We start from the raw sequence: 22,766 nt of genomic DNA, 5'->3' as shown, positions 1-22,766 counted from the left end.
GGTCAGTGGTGCCGGTGGTGGAGGGTCACTCCTTCACGGCTCCGTCGCTGGAGTTCATGATCCGGCGCTGGAAGACGAAGAACGCGATCGCGACGGGGATCGTCATCACGAATGCGGCGGCGAGCTTGATGGGGAACTGGTTCCCGGCACTGAGCTGCCCAGAAGCGAGGCCCGCGACGCCCTTGGTGAGCGTCGTCAGTTCTGGTGAGGAGCTCGAGACGATGAACTGCGACAGCTCGTTCCACGAGCCCTGGAAGGACAGGATCGTGATGGTCACCACTGCGGGGCGGGCCATCGGCAGCACGATGGACCAGAAGGTGCGGAACGTGCCGGCACCGTCGATGCGGGCTTGTTCCTCGACGCTGACGGGGATGGACTCGAAGAAGTTCTTCATGATGAACACGCCTGCAGCGTCGACGAGCAGGGGGATGATCATGCCGGCGTAGGAGTCGTAGATGCCGAGCTGGTTGATGACGAGGAACTTCGGGATGAGCAGTACGACGCTCGGGACTGCCATGACTGCGACGACGGCGCCGAAGACGACGCCGCGACCGCGGAACCGGAGGCGGGCGAGCGCGTAGCCGGCGAGGGAGTCGAAGAAGATCCGGCCGAGGGTGACGAAGAACGCGACGATGAAGGAGTTCTTCAGCCAGGTCGGGAAGTCCGAGTTGTTGAACAGGGTCGTGAACGCAGCGGTGGTCCACGTCGCCGGCAGCGAGAGCGGGTTGAGGGATGCGTCTTCGTCGGTCTTGAAGGAGTTGACGATGTCGACGAAGAACGGCAGCAGGTAGACCAGCGCGATGACGGTCAGGACGACGTAGAGGGTGATCTTGCCGAGGACCGCCGACGGCGGCAGCTTCCGGCGGCGCTTCGGTTCCGACGTGCCTCGCGGGTTGATGGCGACGCCCGCTTGCGCGGCGGCCGCGGGGGTGCTGGCGGTCATCGCTGCTGCTCCTTCGTGGCGGCCGCGGCGGGACGGACGTTCTCGATCCACCGCATGCGGCGGCGGGAGACCTTCCGGTCACGCAGGATCAGTCGTTGCAGGAGGGTGAGGACGACGATGATCCCGAACAGGATGAACGCGATCGATGCGCCCACACCCCACTGCTGGTCGTTGAACGACGCTTGGTAGGACAGGTAGGCGGGGGTCAGTGTGGTGTTCGCCGGCGCACCCTTGGTACCGGTGTAGATCTGGTCGAACACCTGCCACGTGCCGATGAGGCCGAGCGTGAGGACGGTGAAGAGCGTCGTTCGCAGCTGCGGGAGGGTGACGAGCCAGAAACGGCTCCAGGACCCGGCACCGTCGAGCATCGCAGCTTCGTCGATGTCGCCGGAGAGGTTCTGCAGCGCGGCGATGAACAGCAGCATGAACGTTCCGGACGTGGTGAAGATCGCCATGATGATGTACGCACACATCGCCACCGACGGGCCGGAGAGCCACTCCCAGTAGGAGATGCCGAGCATGGTGTGGTCGGTCAGCAGTGCCGGGCCCTGCTGGATGCCGAGGCCGTGCCCGATCGCCGTGAACAGGCCGGTGGGCTCGTTGAACCAGTTCGGGCCGGCGATGCCGACCAGGGCGAGGATCTTGTTCACCGCTCCGGTGGAGGAGAACAAGAAGAGCCACAGCACGGTGATCGCCACCGACGAGGTGACCGACGGGAAGTAGAACGCGGTACGGAAGAAACCACGGCCGCGGATGACCTGCCGGTTCACCAGGAGCGCCAGGCCCAGGGCGACGGCGGTCTGGATCGGGACGACGAAGACGACGTACCAGAGGTTGTTGCGCAGCGACGTGCCGAACTGCTGCTCGATCAGCGAGCCGCCGGAGAGGAGCTGCTCGTAGTTCTTCCCACCGACGAACGAGACGCCGGCCCCGAACGGGCTGCCGACTCCCTGCCAGTCGGACAGGCTCACCCAGAGCGCCATCAGCACGGGCACGGCGAGGAAGACGCCGAGGATCACGAGGGTGGGTGCGGTGAACACCCATCCGGCGATGGCTTCTGCTCGTCCTGCCCCGCCGCGGCGACGCTTCGGCCCGTCCGGCCCGGTTCGTGGCCGTCGCGGGGTGGCGGGTGCCGTGGTGCTTGCGCTCATGGGTGAGCCTTCCGTTGCTGCTCGGGTGAGTTACTGCTTGAGGGCGGCGGCCAGGTTCTTCTGCGCCCCCTCGAGCAGGGTCTGCACGTCCGTGGACGCCAGCGCCGGGATCTTCGAGTCGAAGTCGGTGATCACGTCAGCGGTGCCCGGCTTGTTCGGCACACCCTTGGCGGAGTCGACCTCGTCGAGGAACGCGGCGTACTGCGGGTACTCCTGCTTCCACTTGCTGGCCGCGGACTGGACGCTCGGCATCACACCGAACTCCTTCGCGAAGGTCAGCTGCTGGTCAGCGGAGGTGAGCTGCTCGACGAGCTTCAGCGCGGCGGCCTGGTTCTTGGACGCCTTCGCGATGCCCCAGCAGTTCGTGAACTGCAGCGTGCCGGCGCCAGAGGGGCCTGCGGGCAGCTCGACGACCTTGTAGCCGACGTTCGGGTAGCTGGACTTCATCGCGCCGGTGAGCCAGTTGCCCTCGATGGTCATCGCCGACTTGCCCTTGCCGAACGCGTCGCCGCCCCAGCCCTCGCCTAGGTCGCTGGAGAACTTCGTCGAACCGTCCTTCAGCAGACCCTTGACGTAGTTGAACGCCTTCGCGTTCGCATCGGAGTCAACAGTCGCCTTCGTCTGGTCGGTGTTGGTCAGCTCGCCGCCAGCCTGCGCCATGAACGCGCCGATCCGCTCGTACTGCGGGCTCATCGCCAGGCCCACGTGGCCATCCTGAGTGAGCTTCTTCGCTACGGACGACAGCTCGTCCCACGTCTTCGGGACGTCGCTGTCGGTCAGGCCCGCGGCCTTCCAGTCGGCAGTGTTGATGAACAGCGCGAGGGTGGAGAAGTCCTTGGGCGCGCAGTAGAACTTGCCGTCGTAGGTGAACGACTGCTTCAGCGTCGGGTAGAAGTCCCCCTTGTTGCTCAGCTGGTCGCCGTAGGGCAAGAGGGAGCCGTTCTTCGCCCAGCCGGTCATCTGCGCGGACGAGGCGTAGAAGACGTCAGCGGGCTTGCCCGACGCGAAGCCCTGGCTCATCTGCTGGTCGAGGTCACTCGCGACCTGCACGCTCGCGCCTGTCCCGGACTTCTCCGACCAGCTCGACACCGCTTGCTTGACCGCGGATGCCTCCGCGTCGCCGGAGGAAGCGATCAAGACATTGAGCTTGCTGCTGCTCGAGGTCAGCTTGCCGTCGCTGGAGCTGGGCTGGGAGAACCCGGATCCTCCGCAGGCGGTGAGGGACAGGGCGGCGGTCAGCGCGATCGCGCCCACGGCCAGCATGCGCGGCATGCGTCGTTGCATCGGGTACTCCTCTTCGAGCGGTGCTGGAAACTTGATCGTTCAATTGGAACGATCAAGTGGTCACAAGATACACGAAGTCGGCACTACGGTGAAGCCATGCAGCGCACCCCCACCGTCGTCGACGTCGCCACCGCTGCCCAGGTGTCACGTCAGACGGTCTCCAACGTGCTGAACAGCCCGGACATCGTCCGACCGGCCACCAGGGAGCGCGTCGAGCGCGCCATCGCCGAGCTCGGCTACCGGCCGAACGCTGCCGCCCGTCGACTCCGCACACAGCGCAGCTCCACCCTCGGGATCCGCCTCGACCATGAACAGAACGGAATCTCCGGCGTCGTCCTCGACCGGTTCCTGCACGCGCTCGTCGAAGCAGCCGACGCTCGCAGATTCCGAGTCCTGCTCTTCACGGCAGACTCCCCTGAAGACGAGATCGCACAGATCGAAGCTCTGATCGAAGGCGCGGACGCGGACGGATTCGTGATCACCGCGACTGCCGAGAACGACCCCCGACTTTCGTGGCTGCACGACCGCAACGTGCCGTTCGTTTCCTTCGGGCGTCCTTGGGGCGTCCCGCTGGATGCGTGGGATTCCTATCCCTGGGTCGACATCGACGGTCGCGCTGGTGTCCGCGGCGCCACGCAGCACTTCCTCGCGGCCGGAACCCAACGGGTCGGCTACCTCGGGTGGCCGACCCGGTTCGGGCAGGACGACGAACGCCGTCAAGGGTGGGTTGAAGCGATGGACGCAGCCGGAACACCCCACGACGACCTCGAACTCGCAGTCGAAGACGATGTCGACGCTGCCGCCGCGGCCGTCCGCACGGCACTCTCTGCCGGTGTCACCTTCGAGGCGGTCGTCTGTGCCAGCGACACGCTCGCTCTCGGGGCCCGTATGGCTCTCCCAGCCGCAGTTCCGGTCGTCGGTTACGACGACACCCCCGTCGCCGGCGCCCTCGGGATCCCCAGCGTCGCGCAGCCCCTCGTCGAAGCCGCTCGCGCTGTCGTGGATGTCCTCCTCGGTTCCACTGGGCACGCCGTCCTGCCAGCCCCAGCCGGCCACCACCTGCTCGAACCATCTGTGGTCTGGCGGTAGTCGCTGTGAGTACCCGTTGAGCCGTCTGACGTTCGGTCAGCGCGTTGCTCGACACCTCGCGCCTCGCCCGTACGGTCTCGCACCGATCGTTCCTCCCGCGAGGGCGGACCACGCCGGCCGCAGGAGTCCCGCTTGCGCCTGCCCGTGCGCCGGTCGACTCTTCAGAACCCGAGCCGGGAGCTAACGGCGCCGACGGCGCAGGCTTCCGAGCGCGACCTTGAGCCAGCGTCGGCAGACGTAGATCACGCCGAGGAGGCCGACAGCGACGGGGATGAAGATCGGCCAGGCAGTCGTGAAACCGAGCACGAGCGCCAGGGCCTCGAATCCGATCAGGGAAGCGGCTCCGACGTAGAGCGTCGCCGCAGCATCGTTGAGTCGCCACCAGAGTGCTGTCGCTCGAGCTCGGACCGCTCCGATGCGCGGCAACTTCTTCTGGCGCGAGGGCACCACGTCAGACTCGCAGCCTGGTGAACTCAGGGCCAGCCCCGACCGTCGGAGGCTCCGTCGGGACGGGTCACATGCACCAGCAGAGCGGGGACAGCCGCGAGCACCGCGCCGATCACCCACAGCAGCGGCGCCGTTGAGAAGCCACCGTCGGGGGAACCGCTCGGTCCGGCTCGCATGAAGAGGACGGCGTCGACGACGAGTACCGCGGGGACCACGAGAAGCGCCGTGGTTCCGAGCCACGCGAACCTCCGCGCTCCTGTACCGAGGACCGCGCACACAGCGAGGGCGCCTCCGGTCATCACCGTGACCATCACGAGCACCAGCAAGCCCGGCAAGCCCGTCAGCAGAACGGCGACGGCACCGCCGTGGGTGAACTGGGCTGCGACGGCGCCGACTGCAGCTGCCAGCAGCGCATGCGGCCACGGCCCTGTCCCGGTGCGTCCGCTTCCGTCGCTGTCCCCACGAGTCACGGCCTGATCCTCGCACGGACAGGCAGAGCCAGTCCGATCGCGGGTGGATCGCCGCCCGAGCCGTCCGATGACCGTTGGTCGACGGTGTCAGCCGAGCACGCCGGTGTGCTCGAGGACGATCTGCACGCCGATGAGGATGAGCACCACACCGCCGGCGATCTCGGCGGGCTTGCCGAAGCGAGCGCCGACCCGACGACCGACTGCCACGCCGACGAAGCTCAGGACCGCGGTCGTGATGCCGATGAGCAGGACAGCCCATCCGATCGACACCGGCAGGAACGCCAGCGTGATGCCGACCGCGAGGGCGTCGATGCTCGTCGCGATCGCCAGCACCAGCAGCTCGCGGATGCGCAGCCGGTCGGTGTCCTCGTCGGTGTCCTCGTGCTTGCTGAACGCTTCCCAGAGCATCTTGCCGCCGACGAGCGCGAGCAGCCCGAACGCCACCCAGTGGTCGTAGTCGGCGATCGCCCGGGCGAACGTCGTCCCGAGCAGCCAACCGAGCAGCGGCATCAGCGCCTGGAAGAGACCGAAGACGACCGAGATCACCACGGCCTGCCGGACGTTGAACCGCTTCATGTGCAGGCCCTTGCCGAGCGCGACGGCGAAGGCGTCGGCTGAGACGCCGAGCGCGATGAGGAAGAGAGCCCAGAACGACATGGGGTGACGCCTTTCGAGATGACAACGGAGACGCCGTCGTCTCGGAACTCGTCGATCCTGCCATGTCGCGAGTGGCTTGCAGAGCGAAAAAGGCCTGATCAGAGGGATTCGGGGCGACGAATTCGCGTGTTCGATGGCCCGCCCCGAGAACCCGGTGTGTCACAGAACGGTAACGAGGACAAACCGACCCAAACCGGTTCGCGACCGGCCCCGAATCACTGTCACAAGCCGGGAAACACCCGCAAGCGCTCACCAGCAGCTCACCGCTGGTTCTCCACCCCGTCGCAGGGGTGTGTTCGGCGCGCTGTCACCAACCGCGCCGAGCGCGTTCAAGCAAAGGAATGAAGACATGCGCAAGTCCCTGAAGAACACGATCACCCTCGCCACCGCCGGCGCGATCGTCCTGGGCGGTGCCGGCTTCGGCATCACCGCAGCCAACGCGTCCACCCCGACCGTGCACACCGTCTCCTCCAGCTCCGCGTCGAAGATCCCCGCACCGGTCGCCTCGGTCCCCGAGGTCCTCGGCGGCAACACCTCCGTCGCACTCGACAAGGGCTTCACCGACGCCCTCACCTCGCTGAAGCTGACCCCGGGTGTCTCCGGCAACGCCAAGCTCGCCGACGGCGCCGTGTCGTTCCCGATCACCTCCGGCTCGGTCACCTACTGGAGCCCGGACGGCAAGTACCGCCCCTACGTGCAGGGCCTGCTGAACCACGACGACTCCGGCCTGACCCTCAAGGCCGGCGACACCACCGTCACGCTCGAGAACTTCGTCGTGAACCCGGGCTCCTCGAAGCTCTCCGGTGACGTCCTCGTCAACGGCAAGGTCGCCGTCTCCAACGCCTACCTCTTCTCGCTCCACGGTGGCACGCTCAAGCCGCTGCAGCTCGAGGGCGACAACGCCATCCTCACCGGCACCACCGTGCACATCTCCGACGACGCCGCGAAGCTGCTCAACAGCACCTTCAAGACCGACGCCGTCAAGGGCGGCCTGCTCGTCGGCACCGCCACCATCACCGCCCAGATCAAGTAACACCCACGCGTCACCAGACGCACCAGCACCACGAGAACGCCGCCCCGGCACCACCGGGGCGGCGTTCTCGCGTTCCCGCCGCCGTGCCACTGTGCGAAGGTGCTGGCATGGCCTCGCCGCAGACACTGGACCTCACCGACCGCCGGGTCCTCGCCGCGTGGGCCGCGGACTGCGCCGAGCGGGTCCTCCCGCTGTTCGAGCGCCACGCCCCCGAGGACGGCCGACCCCGTGACGGCCGGCCCCGTGACGGCCGGCCCCGTGACGGCCGGCCCCGTGACGGCATCGTGCGGACGCGGGCCTTCGCCCGCGGGGAGATCGACGCAGCAGAGATGATCCGCCGGCGCTTCGAGACCGGTCGCGCCGCCTCTGCCGTGCGTGACCCGGCAGCACGAGCGGCCGGGTTCGCCGCCGGCCAGGCATCGGGTGTCGCCCACATGGGCGCCCATGCGCTCGGCGCCGCTGCCTACGCGGTGCGTGCAGCCGGGCTCGGGTACTCCGGATCGGGTGCGGACGAACTCCGCTGGCAGATCGGGAGCATGAGCGCTGAGGTCGGACGCGCACTGCGCCGACTCCCCCTGCTCGGGACCGACTCGTCCGGGCCGCTCGGGTCCGGCCTGTTGGCCTCCGGTGGCCTCGCCGTCACGATCCGCGCGCTCCAGGCGTCCGTCGTCGCCGCGCCCTGATCGCGGGTGCCGCCGTGCCGGGAGGCGCGGGCCGGCACCACGACGCCGCTACACTCCGCGAAAGGGGTGCGACCGCGTGCTCCGGGGAAGGTGGGGACGTGCTCCAGGGAGTATTCGGCGGCGGGCACGTCGCCGTCCTGCTCGTGATCGTGCTGATCGAGGTCGGAGCGCTGGTCGTGCTCTGGCGCGACCGGACCCGCTCGCAACTGGCGAAGATCGTCTGGACCGTCGTCGTCATCGCGCTCCCGGTGCTGGGCGCGCTGGGCTTCCTGCTGAACTGGGCGCTCGGACGTCTCGCCGACCGGCTCAACCGCGCGCACTGAGCCGCGCGCACTGAGCTACGCGCACTGAGCTACGCGCACCGACCGCCGGTCAGGGGCGGTAGTCGGGCCGCTGTTCGTAGAGCTTCCGCTGACCGTCCAGGTCGTGCGTGTGCGCTCCGGACATCGCGCCGATCGTCTTCGCCACCGATTCGAGGGCGAACAGCAACCCGCGAACCACGTTCCCCAGGATCCGCATGACGGTCCTCCCTCGTTCTGCGAACCGTACCCCGGCGGCCGGGCCCGCGTCGAGACACGCCCGTCAGTGCTCGACGCCCTCACGATCCCGAGACGCCGTGGAATCCGGCGGCGTCTGAGCACAAGCGGGGCGTCCCACGGAGACGGCGGCGTCCCACGGAGACGGGGGCGTCGCACGGAGACGGGGGCGTCTCACGGCGACGGACGCCTCACGGAGACGCGCGCGTCTCACGGACGCGCGCGCCCCCGCGCCAGGCGCTCCCGCAGCCGGGCCGCCAGCTCGCCCTCGTCGGCCGTGACGAGCCTCCCGTCCCGCACCACGACGCGCCCACCGACGACGACGTGCTTCGGCCGCCGCCCCGGCGACGCCCAGAGCAGCCCGGCGACCGGGTCCGCCACCCCGGCGTCCGCGACCCCGGACACGTCCCACACGCACAGGTCACCCGCCGAGCCGGCCCCGAGGTGCCCGAGTCCGGGCCGCCCGAGCCCGACCGCGGAGCCCTCGGTCGCCATGCCGAGCACCTGGCGCGCCGGCAGCTGCGGTCCGACGAGCGCGGACACCTGCATCGCGAGTCGCGCGTCGGCGAGCAGGTGTCCGGCGTCGTTGCTGCCACCGCCGCTGGTGCCGAGCCCGACCGGCACACCCGCGGCGGCGAGCCGGGCGACGGGTGCGATGCCCCACCCCATCGGCACGTCGCAGCCCGGGGCGTGGGTCGCGGTGGCCCCGGCGGCAGCGAGGCGCCCGATCTCCTCGTCCGTGACGTCGCAGAGGTGCGCGACGGTCACGTCCGGCGCGAGCCACCCCCACGCCTCGAGGAGGTCGAGCGGCCGGCGACCGTACCGCTCCAACGCGATGGCGGTGTCGACCTGCTCGTTCGCCTGCGTCCGCCGACGGAGGCCGTGCTCGGCGGCGACCTCGCCGAGCGCCCGGAAGGTGGCCTCGCCGTCGGAGTGCACGCCGGCCGGCCCGACCGCGATCTGCAGCCGGCCGTCCGGGTCGGTGCCGCCGACGGCGTCCTCGTGCAGCAGCGCCCGGACGATCGCATCGGCCGATGCCGCTGCCTGCGACGGGTCGTCGCGCGCGCTCCCCCGGACGAAGACGAGCCGACCGCCGAGTCCGCGCACGGCCTCCACGGTCGCCGCGGCGAGCGCGACGGTCTCGACGGTGCTCGCGTCGGTCGGCCAGTTCAGGTGGTGGTCGGCGATGGTCGTGACGCCGGACAGGAGGCCCTCCGCGGCTCCGACCGCAGCGGCCGCCCGGTAGAGCTCGGGGTCGTGCCCCGCTTCCGCGTAGGCCTGCGCCATCGTGGGCAGCCAGTCCGCCATCGGCACTCCGCGCGTGCCCGGGAGCGTCCGGAACGCGGTCTGCAGCAGGTGGTGGTGGGCGTTGACGAGTCCGGCGGTGACGACGCAGCCGGAGGCGTCGAGGGTGGTCGCGTCAGTGCTGCCGTCGTCGACGACCACGTCGCCGTCACGTTCGGTGCGGGGGTCGACGAGGACACGGAGGGCACCGGTGACGGTCAGCATGGGGAGTTTGTAGCAGGGTGCTGTTTCGGTCTCGTGACGCCGGACGTTCCGGGAGGGACGCCCCGCGTTCGCGGGAAACCGGCCGGGAACACCCGCGAAACACGGGGTCCCTAGGGTCCCGGACATGACCCACACCCTGATCCGCGGCGGGTGGGTGCTGACCGCCGCCCCCGACGCCTCCTCCACCCCGTCCGCGATCCGGGACGGCGCGGTGCTGCTCGACGGGGACCGGGTCGCCGCGGTCGGCACGTTCGCCGAGCTGTCGGCAGCGAACCCGGACGCGACGGTCCGCGGCGGGGCGAACGACATCGTCACCCCGGGCTTCGTCAACACGCACGGGCACTTCAGCGAGGGCCTCATCACGGGCATCGGCTCGCAGTACACGCTGTGGGAGTGGCTGAACGCCCTGATCTCGCACGTCAACCCGGTGATGACGCGGGACAAGGCGTACGCGGGCACCATGCTGCAGGGCATCCAGATGCTCCGGAGCGGGGTGACGACGGCGAACGACATGTTCTGCTCGGACCCGATCGCGGACGAGCCGGCGACCCCGGGTGTCGTCCAGGCGCTCGAGGAGCTCGGCCTCCGCGGCGTCGTGTCGTTCGGCTCCGGGGACGTCGACCGCGGCTTCGGCCCGGCCCCGATCCTGGCGGAGTTCGACGCTCTGCGCGAGGCGGCCGACGCCAGCCGCTACAGCACGTTCCGGGTCGGCATGTCCTCGATCGGCCGGTACTCGGACGCCGCGTGGCAGGAGCACATCGACTACGCGGTGAACGGCGGCCACGGCATCCACGTGCACGTGCACGAGGTCCGCGAGGAGGTCACCGCCGCCCGCCAGCGCACCGGCAGGACCGTCGTCGGGCACGCCGAGGCGACGGGCATGTTCCGCGTGCCGGTGATCGCCGCCCACAGCGTCTGGATGGACCGTCAGGACCGCGAGACCTACGCGGCGAACGGCGTCGGCGTCGCGCACAACCCGGTGGCGAACGGCATCCTGGCGAGCGGCATCGCACCGGTGGCGGAGCTGCGGGCCCTCGGGATCCCGGTCGGCATCGGCGTCGACGGGCCGGCGTCGAACGACTCGCAGGACTTCCTGCAGGCGATGAAGACCGCGGCGATCCTGGCCCGCATCCGCGATCTGCAGGCGACCGCGATGAGCGCCCGGGAGGCGTTCGAGATGGGCACGATCGGCGGTGCCCGCGCCCTGCGGATGGAGACGGAGATCGGTTCGCTGGAGCCGGGCAAGCGCGCGGACGTGGTCGTGTTCGACGGGGAGAGCCCGACGCTCGCGAACGTCCACGACCCGTTCCAGGCGGTCGTGTTCGTCGCCGGCAGCCGCGAGGTCAAGGACGTCTGGGTCGACGGCGAGCTGAGCCTGGCCGACTTCGAGGTCACCCGCGTCGACGTCCGGGAGGCGGTGGCTCGCGCCCGTCCGCTGGCTCGCCAGCTCGTCGAGCAGGCTGGGCTGGAGCGCCTGTCGGCGCTGACCGGCGGCCCCCTCGACGACACCGAGCGGCCGTAGGTCCGGCCGACGGCGGGTCAGAGCTCGAGCACCAGTCGCGGGCAGCCGGCAGCAGCGCGGGAGACGCAGACCATCATGGTGCGGTCGTCGGCCTGCTCGGCGGGGCTGAGCACGGTGTCCCGGTGCTCGACGGCACCCTCGAGGACGGGGGTCTCGCACGTGCCGCAGGTGCCCTCGCGGCAGGACGACAGGACGAAGGCCCCGGCCTCCTCCGCGACCTCGAGCAGGGTCCGGTCGGCGGGGACGGTGACGGTCGTCCCGGTCAGGGTGAGCTCGACCTCGAACGACTCCCCGGGCGCGTCCACGGCGGCGGCGGGCTCGAAGCGCTCGACCCGGACGCTGCCGGCCGGCCAGTGCGCGGCGGCGGCTTCGACGGCGTCCATGAGGCCGCGCGGACCGCAGCAGTAGACGACGGCGTCCCGTGGTTCGGCGAGCAGCCCGACCACGTTCAACCGGGGTGCCTCGTCGGCCGCGGCGAGGTCGACCCGGTCGGGGTGCGCGGCCAGGAGCTCGTCAGCGAACGCCATCCGGTCGCGGGAGCGCCCGGCGTAGTGCAGCTCCCACGGGGTACCGGCTGCCTCGGCGGCGGCGATCATCGCGCGGATCGGGGTGATCCCGATGCCACCGGCGACGAAGACCGCGGGGCGGTCGGGGTCGAAGCCGAAGTGGTTGCGCGGGCCACCGACCAGGACCTCGTCGCCGGTGCGCAGGGTGTCGTGCACGGCGACGGACCCGCCCCGACCGGCGGCTTCGCGGAGGACCGCCACCCGCCAGTGCCCGTCCGGGGTGGTGGTGACGAGCGAGTACTGGCGTTCGGTGCCGGGCGTGACCTCGAGGTCCACGTGGGCGCCGGGCTCCCAGTCGGGCAAGGGAGCACCGTCGACGAGGGCGAGGTCGAGCGTGACGACGTCCTCGGCCACCCGCTGTCGGTCGGCGACGCGCATCCGGTGCCGGGCCTCCGTGCCGTTCGTGAACGCGGCGCCGTTCGTGAACCCAGCGCCGTTCGTGAACCCAGCGCCGTTCGTGAACCCAGCACCGTTCGTGATGCCGGGCCCGCTCACGATGCCGCTCCGGCCCGCGGGGTCTCCTTGACGACGATCATGTGGAAGGCGCTGCCGTCGGCACTGCACCAGCGGTGCCCGGTGCCACCGCGGTAGTACGCCGAGTCGCCGGGTCCGAGCCGGACGACGTCCTGGCCGCGGAGGTCGAGCAGGACGTCGCCGGCGAGCACGGTGAGGAACTCGTCCTCGCGGTGCTCGAAGTACTCCCCCGGTTCGGTGTTGTCACCCTTCCACTCGAGCGGCTCGAAGGCGTGCGGGCCGGCGTGCACGAGCAGCCGTGCCTCGCCGCTGGAGAACGGCCCGCGGGCACCCTCGCCGGAGCGGAGCACCTCGGGCCCCCGGTCGTCGGGCTCGTCACGGACCGGGGCCCCGGCGGCGAGGAGTGCGACCTGCGTGGTGTCGAGCGCGGCGGCGATCTTCTCGAGCGACACCATGCTCGCCCGGGAGTGCCCGCGCTCCGCCTGGCTGAGGAACGGGTGCGACAGCCCGGTCCGTTCGGCGAGCTGCACGAGCGTCAGCCGCGCGGAACGGCGGAGCGCCCGGATGTGCTCGCCGACGAGACGAGCCTGTTCGTCGACGACCCGGTCGGCCGTGGGCAGGTCGCGCTCGGGCAGGAGTTCGGTGTGCATCGCGCTCCGATCGTGGTCCGGTCCGTTGCCGGCGTTCCGTGCACGCCATCTCGTCACAGTCGGCAACCGGAGCGAAACGGGTGGGAAACACGGCCCACCTAGCATCGAGGATGTTGATGCGATCAACATTGTCACACACGATCGAGAGGGCTCCATGGACTCGTCACTGCCCCGCCCGATCGCCCTCCTGCGGACTGCGCTCCTGGCCGACGGCCGTCTCGTCGACGTCGCTCTGACCGATGACACCGTGACCGAGGTCGCCCCCGCCGGCATGCTCCGAGCCCCGTCCGCGAGCACGCTCGAGCTCGACGGCCGCCTGCTCCTGACCGCCCCGGCCGAACCGCACGCACACCTCGACAAGGCGCTCAGCGCCGACCGGATCGACCCGCCGCTCGGGGACCTCGGCTCGGCCATCGCCGCGTGGGCCGCGTACGCCACGACGATGTCCGTCGACGAGATCGCCGACCGGGCCCGGACCGCGGCCCTCGCGCTGCTGGCCGCCGGCACCACCGCGGTCCGCACCCACGTCGACGTCCTCAGCCACGGTGGGACCGGCACCGTCGCCGAGGCCGTCCGCGGCGCCCGGGCCCTCGTGCAGGTCCGGGACGAGCTCGCCCACCTGATGGACATCGAGCTCGTCGCACTGGCCGGACCGCTCGCCCCCGACGCCCACGTCGAGGCGGTCCTGGACCTCGGCGTGGACCTGGTCGGCGGCGCCCCGCACCTCGCCGAGGACCCGCTGGCCGACGTCGACCGGCTGCTCGCCATCGCCCGGCGCCGCGGCCTCGGGGTCGACCTGCACGCCGACGAGAGCCTCGACGGGCCGGTCACCCTCGACCACTACGCCCGGGCCGTCCGCGACTGGCCGCGCGACCGCCAGTACTCCGCCGGGCACTGCGTCCGCCTCGGCACGATGGACCCGGAGCGCCTGGCCCGGGTGGTGGCCGACGTCGCCGCAGCGGACCTCGGCGTCATCACGCTGCCGATCACGAACCTGTACCTGCAGGGCTGGCAGCACCGGGTGTCGACACCGCGTGGGCTCACCGCGATCCAGGCACTCCTCGACGCCGGCGTCCGGGTGGCGGCCGGCGCCGACAACGTCCGCGACCCGTTCAACCCGGTCGGCCGGAGCGACGCCCTCGAGACCGCGTCGCTGCTCGTGACCGCGGGCCACCTGACGCCGGACCAGGCGTACGCGATGGTGAGCGACACCGCCCGGAGCGTGATGGGCCTCCCGGCCGCCGGCCCCGTCGTCGGCGCGCGCGCCGACCTGCTCGCGATCGCCGCGACCAGCGTCACCGACGCCGTCGCGAACGCACCCGCCGACCGCATCGTCCTGTCCCGCGGGCGACTCGTCGCCCGCACCGAGGTGCACCGCACCGTCGCCGCCCCCGCACGGGCCAGGGCCTCGGTGCCCGAGCCCGCGACCGTCCCCGTTCCCTGACCGCGCACGACCATGCACGAGAACACGAGGTAGCCGTGACCACCACCGCACCAGCCCCCGTCACCGCGACGGACACGCTGCTCGACTTCCGGAACGTCGAGATGACGTTCCCGAACGGCACCGTCGCCCTGCAGGGCGTCGACCTGACCGTCGACCGCGGCCAGTTCGTCTCGGTCGTCGGCCCGTCCGGCTGCGGCAAGTCGACGCTGCTCCGGATCGCCTCGGGGCTCGAGACCGCCTCCGACGGCACCGCCGGGGTCGCCGCCGACCGGATCGGCTACGTCTTCCAGGACGCCACCCTGCTGCCGTGGCGGAGCGTGCAGGGGAACGTCGAACTGCTCGCCGAACTCGGGCACGTCCCCAAGGCCGAACGGGCCGCGAAGGCGAAGCACGCGATCGACCTGGTCGGCCTGGACGGCTTCGAGGCGAACCTGCCGAAGCAGCTCTCCGGCGGCATGCGGATGCGCGTCTCGCTCGCCCGGTCGCTGACCCTCGACCCGGAGCTGTTCCTGTTCGACGAGCCGTTCGGTGCCCTCGACGAGATCACCCGCGAGCGCCTCAACGACGAACTGCTGCGGCTGTTCGTGGAGCAGCAGTTCGCCGGCCTGTTCATCACCCACTCGGTGTCCGAGGCCGTCTACCTGTCCACCGAGGTCATCGTCATGTCCGGCCGACCGGGCAGCATCGTCGGCCGGTTCGACGTGCCGTTCCCGATGCCCCGCGACCCGGACATCCGCTTCACCCCCGAGTTCGCCGAACTGGTCGGCGAGGTCTCGCACGCACTCCGGGAAGGACACCGCTGATGGTCACGCTGCAGGAGGTCACGGAGGCCCGCACCGCACGCAACGCCGCCCGTCGGTCCTCGACCCGCACCCGCCGGTCGGTCACCTGGTGGCAGCCCGTCGTCGTCCTCGCCGTGCTGGTCGCGCTCTGGTACGCCGCGGCCGCCTACTACGACCACGTCCGGAGCCTGGCGTTCCTCGTGCCGTACCCGCACCTGGTCCTCACGGCCATCGTCGCCCCGACCGGCATGGACGGCGCACCCTCGACGTTCGGCCACGACCTGTGGACGGCGCTCGGGCGGACCACCGTCGTGTCGCTGACCGGGCTGGGGTTCGCGATCGTCATCGGCGTCCTCTGGGCGATGGCGATGGCGCAGGCGAAGTGGCTCGAGAACTCCCTCTACCCCTACGCGGTGGTCCTGCAGTGCGTGCCGATCCTGGCGCTCGTGCCGCTCATCGGTGCCCTGTTCGGCTACGAGTTCACCAGCCGGGTCATCGTCACGGTGATGATCGCCCTGTTCCCGATGGTGTCGAACACCCTGTTCGGGCTGCAGTCGGCCGACCGGGCGCAGCACGAGCTCTTCCGACTGCAGCGCGCCAGCCGCCTCGCCCGACTCGTGAAGCTGCAGGTCCCCGCGGCGCTGCCGTCGATCTTCGTCGGTCTGCGCACCTCGGCCGGCCTGTCGGTGATCGGTGCGATCGTCGGCGACCAGTTCTTCCAGCGCGGCAACCCCGGCCTCGGCGTCCTGATCCAGGTAACGGCGTCCCGGCTGATGGGACCCGAGCTCTACGCGACCATCATCATCGCCTCGCTCTACGGCGTCGTGGTGTTCCTGGTCTTCGGTCTGCTCGGTCGCCTGGCCGTCGGCCGCTGGCACGACTTCGGCTGACGCCTTCGCCGGGCGACGCCGCCCGGCCGCTCCCACTCCTCCCTTCCCACAGCACCCACCCCCAGCACCACGAGACCCGCACCACGAACGGAGCCTCCATGCGCACCACCACCCGACTCGGCGCTGTCACCGCCGCCCTCACCGTCACCGCGATCGCCCTCACCGGCTGCGCGAGCGGCTCGGCGAGCGGCAGCAGCACGACGGCCGCCAGCACCGCCACGGCGACCGGCCCGAAGGTCGACCTGTCCGGCACCTGCCCCGCGACCGTCGTCGTCCAGACCGACTGGAACCCGGAGGGCGAGCACGGCCACCTGTACCAGATGCTCGGCCCGAACCCGACGGTCGACGCCTCCGGCAAGACCGTCACCGGCGACCTGTACGCGAACGGCAAGCCGACCGGGGTGAAGCTCGAGATCCGTGCCGGCGGCCCGGCCATCGGCTACTCGAAGGTCAGCTCGCAGATGTACCAGGACAAGTCGATCACCCTCGGCTACGTCTCCACCGACGAGGCCGTCCAGTTCTCCGGCAAGCTGCCCACCACCGCGGTGTTCGCCGAGAACGACCAGTCCCCGTTCGTGATCATGTACGACCCGTCGAAGTACAAGGACGTCGACAGCATCAAGGACCTCGGCAAGCAGCTCGAGAAGAAGAAGGGTGTCGTCCGGTACTTCAACGGCGCCTCGTACATGTCGTACCTGGAGTCGGCGGGCATCCTGCCGAAGAGCATCCTCGACGGCAGCTACGACGGCACCCCGGCGAAGTTCGTCTCCGCGGGCGGCAAGGACGCGCAGCAGGGCTTCGCCACCGCCGAGCCGTACATCTACCAGCACCAGGTCGCGGCGTGGGGCAAGAAGGTCGCGTACAAGCTCGTCTCGAGCACCGGCTGGAACCCGTACCCCGAGACGATGTCGGTCCGCACCGGTGAGCTGTCGAAGCTGTCGCCGTGCCTGAAGCAGCTCGTCCCCGTGATGCAGCAGGCGGACGTCGACTACCTGAAGTCCCCCGGCGCCACGAACGACCTGATCACCCAGCTCGTGCAGCAGTACAACAACGGCTGGACGTACGACTCGAAGGTCGGTGCGTTCGCCGCGAAGCAGATGAAGTCGCTCGGCATCGCGACCGACGGTGACAACGGCTACGTCGGGGACCTCGACGAGCAGCGCGTCACCGACTTCATCGAGAAGGCCACCCCGGTCTTCGCCGGCGACGGCGGCGACGTGAAGTCCGGCCTGCAGGCCTCCGACCTGTACACGAACGAGTTCCTGGACAAGAAGGTCTCGCTCGGCTTCTGAGCGCGCCGGTCGGCTGAGCCGACCACCCACCGGACGGGAGGCGCGGTGCACCACCGCTTCGGGCCTCCCGTCCGCCGTCTCCCCACCTCCCACGCAGCAGGAGCCCGCATGACCACCGTCACCCCCACCGCCGTGCCCACCGCCCCCGTCCCGCCCGCCGCACTCGAGGCCCTCCGCGCCGAACTCGTCGACCTGCTCGGCGAGCGTGGGGTCAGCGCGGACCAGCGCACCCGCGAACGCGCCTCGGTCGACGAGGCCACGATGAGCCCGATCCTCAGCGAGCAGCTGCCGCTCGGACTGGCGGACCTCGTCGCATCCCCCGCGTCCGCCGACGAGATCGCGGCGACCCTGCACGCGGCCGTCCGACACGGCGTCCCCGTCACCACCCGGGGCAAGGGCACCGGCAACTACGGCCAGGGCATCCCGCTGCACGGTGGCCTGGTCCTCGACACCTCCCGGGCCCGCGCGGTCGTCGAGGTCGGCGACGGCTGGATCACCGCCGAGTCCGGCACCTCGATGGTCGCCCTCGAGCAGGCGGCAGCGACGGCCGGCCAGCAGCTCTGGATGTACCCGTCCACCGCGCAGTCGACGATCGGCGGGTTCCTGTCCGGTGGCTCCGGCGGCACCGGGTCGATCGCGCACGGGTCGAACTGGCAGGGCTTCGTGACCGCGCTCGACATCGCGCTGCCCGGCGAGCCCGGCCTGCACCACGTCGAGGGCGACGCCGCACAGCCCTTCGTGCACACGTACGGCACCGCCGGCGTCATCGCCCGCGCGACCGTCCGGCTCGAACCGCTGCAGGACTGGCGGGCCGTGTACGCGTCCTTCCCGAGCTTCGAGCAGGCCCTCGCGGCCGTCCGCACCCTGCGCGGGCTGGACCCGGTGCCGCGCCTGGTGAGCGCCGACCGCGCCGAGGTCGCCGCCACCCTGCCGACCGACGCCGCGATCGTCGCCGGCCGTGCGAGCCTCCGCGGCATCATCGACGCCGACACGCTCGACGAGGCCCGCGACCTGATCGGCCTGGCCGGTGGCACCGTCGAGGACGTCCGCGAGGGCCTGCAGCAGACCACGAAGGTGTCGATGCTGTCCTACAACCACCCGATCTGGTGGCTGAAGCGGAACACCCCCGACACCGAGTACTTCCACGTCGAGGTCGGCGGCGAGGCGCTGATCGACCGGATCGCCGAGGTCGAGGCCGCGTACCCGGGCGGGATGCTGCACATCGAGGCGGCGCACGTCGGCCCGATCGGCATGCTCACAGCGCCCTACACCGGGGCGGAGGACGTCTACGCCGGTTACCCGGTCCTCCGCGACCTGGGCGTCCGGGTGCACAGCCCGCACCAGTACTACGTCGACCACGGGGTCGAGGAACTGCTCGCGCTGAAGCAGCAGACCGACCCGGACGGGCTGCTCAACCCGGGGCACGTCATCGACCCGGCGTTGGTGCACTCCGGCGGCTCCACCGCGTCCGCGCAGCCCGCCGTCCCCGGGTTCGGCAAGTGAGCGCGGGCACGACGAGCTCGCGGAAGCTCGCCGAGCTCTCCGGCCCGGCCGTCGCCGCCGGCTTCACCGCCGACACGATCGTCGTCCAGCCCACCGGCGCGATCGAGCACCACGGCCCGCACCTGCCGTTGCTGACCGACTTCCTGCTCGCCGACCACATCGGCGGCGCAGCGGTCGAGCAGGCCGCGGCCGAGGGGCTCGACGTCTGGCAGCTCCCCACCCTGGCGTTCACGAAGTCCGACGAGCACAGCTGGGCACCCGGCACCGTGTGGCTCGACGCCGACACGATGTTCGACACCGTGGTGCAGATCGGCCGGGCCGTCGCCCTGACCGGTGCCGGCACCCTGGTGTTCGCGAACGGACACGGCGGCAACGTGGCGCTGCTGCAGGTCGCCCTCCGCGAGATCCGGAAGCAGACCGGACTGAAGACGTTCCTCATGCCGACCCTGGCCCGCGTGCCCGGGCCGGACGGCGAGGACGCCGACGAACGCGGCCTCGGCATCCACGGCGGGGCGGCCGAGACGTCGATGATCCTGCACCTCCGGCCGGACCTGGTCGACATGCGCCTCGCCGAACGGTGGGTGCCGGACCACCTGGCGGACTTCGAGAAGATCGCCTTCAACGGCGGACCGGTGTCCTTCGGGTGGCTCTCGAACGACTTCGGGCCGGCCGGCGTCGTCGGGGACGCGAGTCGCGCCTCCCGCTCGTACGGGGCCGCACTGTGGGAGCACTCGCTCGCCGAGGCGGTGGCATCCCTGCACGAGATCGCCCGGTTCGACCCCGCCGGACCGCGGTGACGAGCGCGGTGACGGGCGCGGTGTCGGGCGCACCCGACCCGCTCGCGCTGGCCGCGTCGTGGCTGCCGGCGACCTGGTCGGGCGTCACCCCGACGATGACGCTCGCCACCATCGGCCTCGACGGCTACCCGTCGGCGCGGACGGTCCTGCTGTCCGCGTTCGACGGGCAGCGGCTGCACTTCCACACCGACACCCGCAGCCGGAAGGCGGCCGAACTGGCGGCCGTGCCACGGGCCTCCGTCACGATCCACTGGCCGGACGTCGCCCGCCAGCTCACCGTCACCGGAGACGTCGCACCGGTCACCGACCGGGAGGCCCGGATCGCCTACGACGCGCGCTCCCGGTACCTGCAGGTGCTCGCCTGGCTCAACGACACCGACCTGGCGGTCGCGCCCGAGGCGGACCGCCGGGTCCGGTGGGCGGCGTTCGAGCGGGAGCACGGTGACGCTCCGCTGTCGCCACCGCCGACCTGGGGCGGGTTCGCCCTGACGCCGCTGCGGATGCTGTTCTGGACCGGGGCGGCGGACGGGCCGAGCAACCGGCTGGCGTACGAGCGGGACGCCTGTGGGGTGTGGCGGAGCGAGGTGTGGCCGGGCTGAGGACTGCCGAGTCTGCCGGGTCTGCCGCACCGGCCCTCGTCGACGCCCCGACCTGGAAGCGCCGTGTCGCGGAGAGCCGCCCGGATGATCGAGAACCTCCGGCCAGATCCGACTGCTCCCTCCTCAGCCAGCCGTGACGATGTCCACCTGCCGCGCAGGCAGCGGGCCCCGTGCCGCCGTTGCGAGTCGCGCCGGGAGAACGACCCCGCCGGTGTGCGCCGCGAGGTAGTCCACGAAGGTGCCGACAGAACACTCGGCACTGGGCTGCTCGTCGGTCGCCCGCATGTCATCAGCCGACCGGACGTCGAGGGCACCATCGATGTCCACGACCGCCACTCGACGGACACCAGCCTGCGTCTTGACGAACACGTTGGCGTAGCCTCCGACTGCTTCGACGCGACGGAGCAGGACCGGCAGGCGCTCGTCCTCGAGCGCGACGACGACGGGAGAGCGCCCGTCCACGTCCACGACGTCGAGGTCGACGTCCGCGAGATCACCGATCGCCAAGGAGCGATCGATCTCACGTCTGAATGCATCGAGGTCGGTCATCGCGCTCACTCTTTCCCTTTCGTGTCCCGCAGTGTAATCGCGTACTTGGTCACGAGCGCGGACGCGGTGTCGAAGAGCCGAGCGACGTCATCCTCGTTGTGCAATGGTCCGATGCTCTGCACCTCGCCGGTGACGTGGTGCAGGTGAACATGCCCATGACAGCAGTCCGCACGTGCGCGTTCGATCCAGGTCCCGTCGATGTCGAGCGAGAGCACGAGGATCGCGAAGTCCACGAGCTGTCCTGCGGACCGGAACAATCGGTGATCCATCCGGCTGGTGTCCGCGTCGTCGACACTCTGGTACCACGCCCGAGGTGAGCAGTCTCGCCGGTCGGGTGCTCTGTACGCTCCCCGCTCCTGATCGGCGACCACACGTTCGACCTCGGCCCGCGCACGACGTTCCTCCCGTCGCACCTTCTGCTTCCGCCGCGCCATGGGCAGAGCAGTGGCTGCACGCCGCTCAAGGCCCGCCGTACCCGGTGGCCGTGAGCTCGTTCCTGGTGTCCTGCCGCGGCGCTGGGCAGCCGATGACGGTAAGGGTCTGGTGAGCGTCGTGAAGAAGATTGCCGGCGCGGTAACCGGCGGTATCGACGAGGACCACCGGACCGTCGCCGCGTACTAGGCAGCACGGAAGGGCCGAGACCTCGCGATCGAGGAAGCAGCACTCGACGTCGGCCACCACCGGGTGGCGCAGGAAGCCGGCCTCTCACCGTCCGCGTTCGACAGATCCTGCGCGACGTCACTGCTCCGCAGGAACACGACGGCACTGACCGGTAAGGGTGCTCTCAATGAGACGCTGAACGAAGCAGAACATCGGCATCACCGCGGCTCTCGTCGCGGCCGCCGTCATCGGTACGATCGTCCCGCCGTCCGTGGGGCCCTCTCGACGTGGACGGGAAGCTGCTTGTTCGAAACCGCAGCGTGGTCACCACCGACGATACGTCTGGTCATCTGGAGCGTGCCGCAGAAGCATCGGTGCGTGCCCTCAGCCAGGACACGGTGAGGGAACCGATCCAGGTCCTAACGGGCTGATTGGTCGATACGCTGTTCGATGAGTAGCAGCAGCGTCAATCAGGGGGATGCGATGGGAAAGGCAAGTAGGCAAAAGGCAGAACGTCGGGCCGCGGGGACCACAGGCCCTTCGCCCGCTGTTGAGCAGCGCAAAGCGAAAGCCGCAGCCCCGCGATTCAGCCCGGGGGCGCTTGCCGTCGACGAAAAGCAACTCGAAGGCCTACTCACCGTGATGCCCGCCGACCGGTTGCCCTATCTCGGGATGGCGGCCTGGTATCTTGCGCAAGCGCCGCACCGTAACGCGAATCAATGCCTGGTGGCGAGCATGGTCCTCGTGGCCGCGTTGCAGTCCTTCGGCGTTCAGGCGGACCTGGTCGCCATTGAAGTAGCGATACCGTCGGCCGGTGTCTCCTACGGTTCGCCAGAGCCCCGGGTTGTTGACGACATGGTTGCAGGCCACGTGGGCCTCCTCGCCGGCGACACCTTCTTGGATGCGACCGCTTCCCAGTTCAAAGAGATCCGAGAAGATCGGGGTGTGATGCCGGTCGTTGGCAGGATTGCCGACGAGGACAGGGTGCGTAAGCACGGTGGAGTTCTGCGGTTCCCGTTCGGCAGCGGCGAAACGATGGAGTACAAGGTGCATCCGGTGGGCTCGGCAGACGAGGTCGGTATCAAGTTCTTGGAGAAGAACTCGATGGTAGACATCGCGCAGCTGGTCACGAACCTTATCCGCGGGTTCGCGTGGGCTGTCGGTGCGACGCGAGGTGAGATCAACACCGGATTGCCGAAGCTGAACCAGTCGATCGCCGAGGCGCTGCAGGCGGCCTCAAAGGGCCAGACCCCCCAGCTCGTTGACGGATCGGTCGAGTACCGGTAGTCCTGCTAG

At 70.3% G+C, this 22,766-nt stretch carries 25 protein-coding genes; 13 read left to right on the top strand and 12 right to left on the bottom strand.

Features of this window, described 5'->3' with window-relative positions:
* Nucleotides 1-25: 25 nt before the first annotated feature.
* The 3 genes from JOD51_RS04215 to JOD51_RS04205 are packed head-to-tail and all read right to left on the bottom strand — an operon-like array spanning nt 26 to nt 3,378.
* The gene (locus tag JOD51_RS04215) at nt 26-943 is read right to left on the bottom strand and encodes a carbohydrate ABC transporter permease (protein ID WP_204607166.1); all 918 of its coding nucleotides are present in this window, start codon (nt 941-943) and stop codon (nt 26-28) included.
* Complete coding sequence (locus JOD51_RS04210) at nt 940-2,094, bottom strand: carbohydrate ABC transporter permease (RefSeq protein WP_204607165.1); 1,155 nt, start codon at nt 2,092-2,094, stop codon at nt 940-942. The genes JOD51_RS04215 and JOD51_RS04210 overlap by 4 nt, the downstream gene beginning before the upstream one ends.
* Nucleotides 2,095-2,124: 30 nt before the next feature.
* Nucleotides 2,125-3,378, bottom strand: coding sequence for a sugar ABC transporter substrate-binding protein (locus JOD51_RS04205; protein ID WP_204607164.1), 1,254 nt, complete (start codon nt 3,376-3,378; stop codon nt 2,125-2,127).
* A gap of 96 nt (nt 3,379-3,474) precedes the next feature.
* Between JOD51_RS04205 and JOD51_RS04200 the strand changes: the two genes are divergently transcribed.
* Entirely contained in the window at nt 3,475-4,467 is a 993-nt protein-coding gene (locus tag JOD51_RS04200; protein WP_204607163.1) for a LacI family DNA-binding transcriptional regulator, read from the top strand.
* 180 nt (nt 4,468-4,647) lie between these two features.
* On the opposite strand, the gene JOD51_RS04195 is transcribed toward JOD51_RS04200, so the two are convergent.
* The 3 genes from JOD51_RS04195 to JOD51_RS04185 all read right to left on the bottom strand — a co-directional run bounded on the left by JOD51_RS04195 (nt 4,648) and on the right by JOD51_RS04185 (nt 6,041).
* Complete coding sequence (locus JOD51_RS04195) at nt 4,648-4,914, bottom strand: hypothetical protein (protein ID WP_204607162.1); 267 nt, start codon at nt 4,912-4,914, stop codon at nt 4,648-4,650.
* A gap of 26 nt (nt 4,915-4,940) precedes the next feature.
* Complete coding sequence (locus JOD51_RS04190; RefSeq protein ID WP_204607161.1) at nt 4,941-5,384, bottom strand: hypothetical protein; 444 nt, start codon at nt 5,382-5,384, stop codon at nt 4,941-4,943.
* 87 nt (nt 5,385-5,471) lie between these two features.
* Nucleotides 5,472-6,041 (bottom strand): manganese efflux pump MntP, encoded by a 570-nt coding sequence (locus tag JOD51_RS04185; protein ID WP_204607160.1) that lies wholly within the window; start codon nt 6,039-6,041, stop codon nt 5,472-5,474.
* 349 nt (nt 6,042-6,390) lie between these two features.
* On the opposite strand from JOD51_RS04185, the gene JOD51_RS04180 reads away from it, so the two are divergent.
* The 3 genes from JOD51_RS04180 to JOD51_RS16890 all read left to right on the top strand — a co-directional run bounded on the left by JOD51_RS04180 (nt 6,391) and on the right by JOD51_RS16890 (nt 8,080).
* Nucleotides 6,391-7,074: a hypothetical protein gene (locus JOD51_RS04180; RefSeq protein ID WP_204607159.1), complete on the top strand. Its 684-nt coding sequence runs from the start codon at nt 6,391-6,393 to the stop codon at nt 7,072-7,074.
* Nucleotides 7,075-7,181: 107 nt separating this feature from the next.
* Nucleotides 7,182-7,757 carry a putative immunity protein gene (locus JOD51_RS04175; RefSeq protein ID WP_204607158.1) on the top strand — a complete coding sequence of 192 codons (576 nt, stop codon included), beginning with the start codon at nt 7,182-7,184 and terminating at the stop codon, nt 7,755-7,757.
* A 98-nt stretch (nt 7,758-7,855) separates the two neighbouring features.
* Complete coding sequence (locus JOD51_RS16890) at nt 7,856-8,080, top strand: PLDc N-terminal domain-containing protein (RefSeq protein WP_204607157.1); 225 nt, start codon at nt 7,856-7,858, stop codon at nt 8,078-8,080.
* Between the two features lie 49 nt (nt 8,081-8,129).
* Here JOD51_RS16890 and JOD51_RS04165 read toward each other — a convergent pair whose 3' ends face one another.
* Both JOD51_RS04165 and JOD51_RS04160 read right to left on the bottom strand, forming a co-directional pair.
* Nucleotides 8,130-8,276 (bottom strand): hypothetical protein, encoded by a 147-nt coding sequence (locus tag JOD51_RS04165; protein ID WP_204607156.1) that lies wholly within the window; start codon nt 8,274-8,276, stop codon nt 8,130-8,132.
* Nucleotides 8,277-8,503: 227 nt separating this feature from the next.
* Entirely contained in the window at nt 8,504-9,802 is a 1,299-nt protein-coding gene (locus JOD51_RS04160; protein ID WP_204607155.1) for an amidohydrolase family protein, read from the bottom strand.
* Nucleotides 9,803-9,926: 124 nt separating this feature from the next.
* On the opposite strand from JOD51_RS04160, the gene JOD51_RS04155 reads away from it, so the two are divergent.
* Entirely contained in the window at nt 9,927-11,324 is a 1,398-nt protein-coding gene (locus tag JOD51_RS04155; RefSeq protein WP_204607154.1) for an amidohydrolase family protein, read from the top strand.
* Nucleotides 11,325-11,341: 17 nt separating this feature from the next.
* On the opposite strand, the gene JOD51_RS04150 is transcribed toward JOD51_RS04155, so the two are convergent.
* Nucleotides 11,342-12,385 carry a PDR/VanB family oxidoreductase gene (locus JOD51_RS04150; RefSeq protein ID WP_259559329.1) on the bottom strand — a complete coding sequence of 348 codons (1,044 nt, stop codon included), beginning with the start codon at nt 12,383-12,385 and terminating at the stop codon, nt 11,342-11,344.
* Nucleotides 12,382-13,014, bottom strand: coding sequence for a helix-turn-helix domain-containing protein (locus tag JOD51_RS04145; protein ID WP_204607153.1), 633 nt, complete (start codon nt 13,012-13,014; stop codon nt 12,382-12,384). Before JOD51_RS04145 ends, JOD51_RS04150 begins: the two co-directional genes overlap by 4 nt.
* A 154-nt stretch (nt 13,015-13,168) precedes the next feature.
* On the opposite strand from JOD51_RS04145, the gene JOD51_RS04140 reads away from it, so the two are divergent.
* The 7 genes from JOD51_RS04140 (at nt 13,169) to JOD51_RS04110 (ending at nt 20,321) form a co-directional block, all read left to right on the top strand.
* Nucleotides 13,169-14,458, top strand: a complete 1,290-nt coding sequence (locus tag JOD51_RS04140; RefSeq protein WP_204607152.1) for an amidohydrolase family protein — start codon at nt 13,169-13,171, stop codon at nt 14,456-14,458.
* A gap of 35 nt (nt 14,459-14,493) precedes the next feature.
* Nucleotides 14,494-15,261 (top strand): ABC transporter ATP-binding protein, encoded by a 768-nt coding sequence (locus JOD51_RS04135; protein WP_259559323.1) that lies wholly within the window; start codon nt 14,494-14,496, stop codon nt 15,259-15,261.
* Complete coding sequence (locus JOD51_RS04130; protein ID WP_204607151.1) at nt 15,261-16,130, top strand: ABC transporter permease; 870 nt, start codon at nt 15,261-15,263, stop codon at nt 16,128-16,130. Before JOD51_RS04135 ends, JOD51_RS04130 begins: the two co-directional genes overlap by 1 nt.
* 98 nt (nt 16,131-16,228) lie before the next feature.
* Nucleotides 16,229-17,422, top strand: a complete 1,194-nt coding sequence (locus tag JOD51_RS04125; protein ID WP_204607150.1) for a substrate-binding domain-containing protein — start codon at nt 16,229-16,231, stop codon at nt 17,420-17,422.
* A 108-nt stretch (nt 17,423-17,530) separates the two neighbouring features.
* Nucleotides 17,531-18,925, top strand: coding sequence for an FAD-binding oxidoreductase (locus JOD51_RS04120; protein ID WP_204607149.1), 1,395 nt, complete (start codon nt 17,531-17,533; stop codon nt 18,923-18,925).
* Nucleotides 18,922-19,722, top strand: coding sequence for a creatininase family protein (locus JOD51_RS04115; protein ID WP_204607148.1), 801 nt, complete (start codon nt 18,922-18,924; stop codon nt 19,720-19,722). Before JOD51_RS04120 ends, JOD51_RS04115 begins: the two co-directional genes overlap by 4 nt.
* 8 nt (nt 19,723-19,730) lie before the next feature.
* Complete coding sequence (locus JOD51_RS04110) at nt 19,731-20,321, top strand: pyridoxine/pyridoxamine 5'-phosphate oxidase (protein ID WP_204607147.1); 591 nt, start codon at nt 19,731-19,733, stop codon at nt 20,319-20,321.
* A gap of 123 nt (nt 20,322-20,444) precedes the next feature.
* Here the strand turns inward: JOD51_RS04110 and JOD51_RS04105 are convergent, their stop codons facing one another.
* Both JOD51_RS04105 and JOD51_RS04100 read right to left on the bottom strand, forming a co-directional pair.
* Entirely contained in the window at nt 20,445-20,870 is a 426-nt protein-coding gene (locus tag JOD51_RS04105; RefSeq protein ID WP_204607146.1) for a hypothetical protein, read from the bottom strand.
* Nucleotides 20,871-20,875: 5 nt separating this feature from the next.
* Entirely contained in the window at nt 20,876-21,103 is a 228-nt protein-coding gene (locus tag JOD51_RS04100; RefSeq protein ID WP_204607145.1) for a hypothetical protein, read from the bottom strand.
* An 817-nt stretch (nt 21,104-21,920) separates the two neighbouring features.
* Here JOD51_RS04100 and JOD51_RS04095 point away from each other — a divergent pair.
* A complete protein-coding gene (locus JOD51_RS04095) occupies nt 21,921-22,757 on the top strand; it encodes a hypothetical protein (protein WP_204607144.1) in 837 nt (278 codons plus the stop codon).
* The last annotated feature ends 9 nt before the right edge of the window (nt 22,758-22,766 follow it).

This window comes from Curtobacterium herbarum (assembly GCF_016907335.1).
Taxonomy (GTDB): Bacteria; Actinomycetota; Actinomycetes; order Actinomycetales; family Microbacteriaceae; genus Curtobacterium; species Curtobacterium herbarum.
This window is presented reverse-complemented; position numbering and strand designations above follow the sequence as displayed.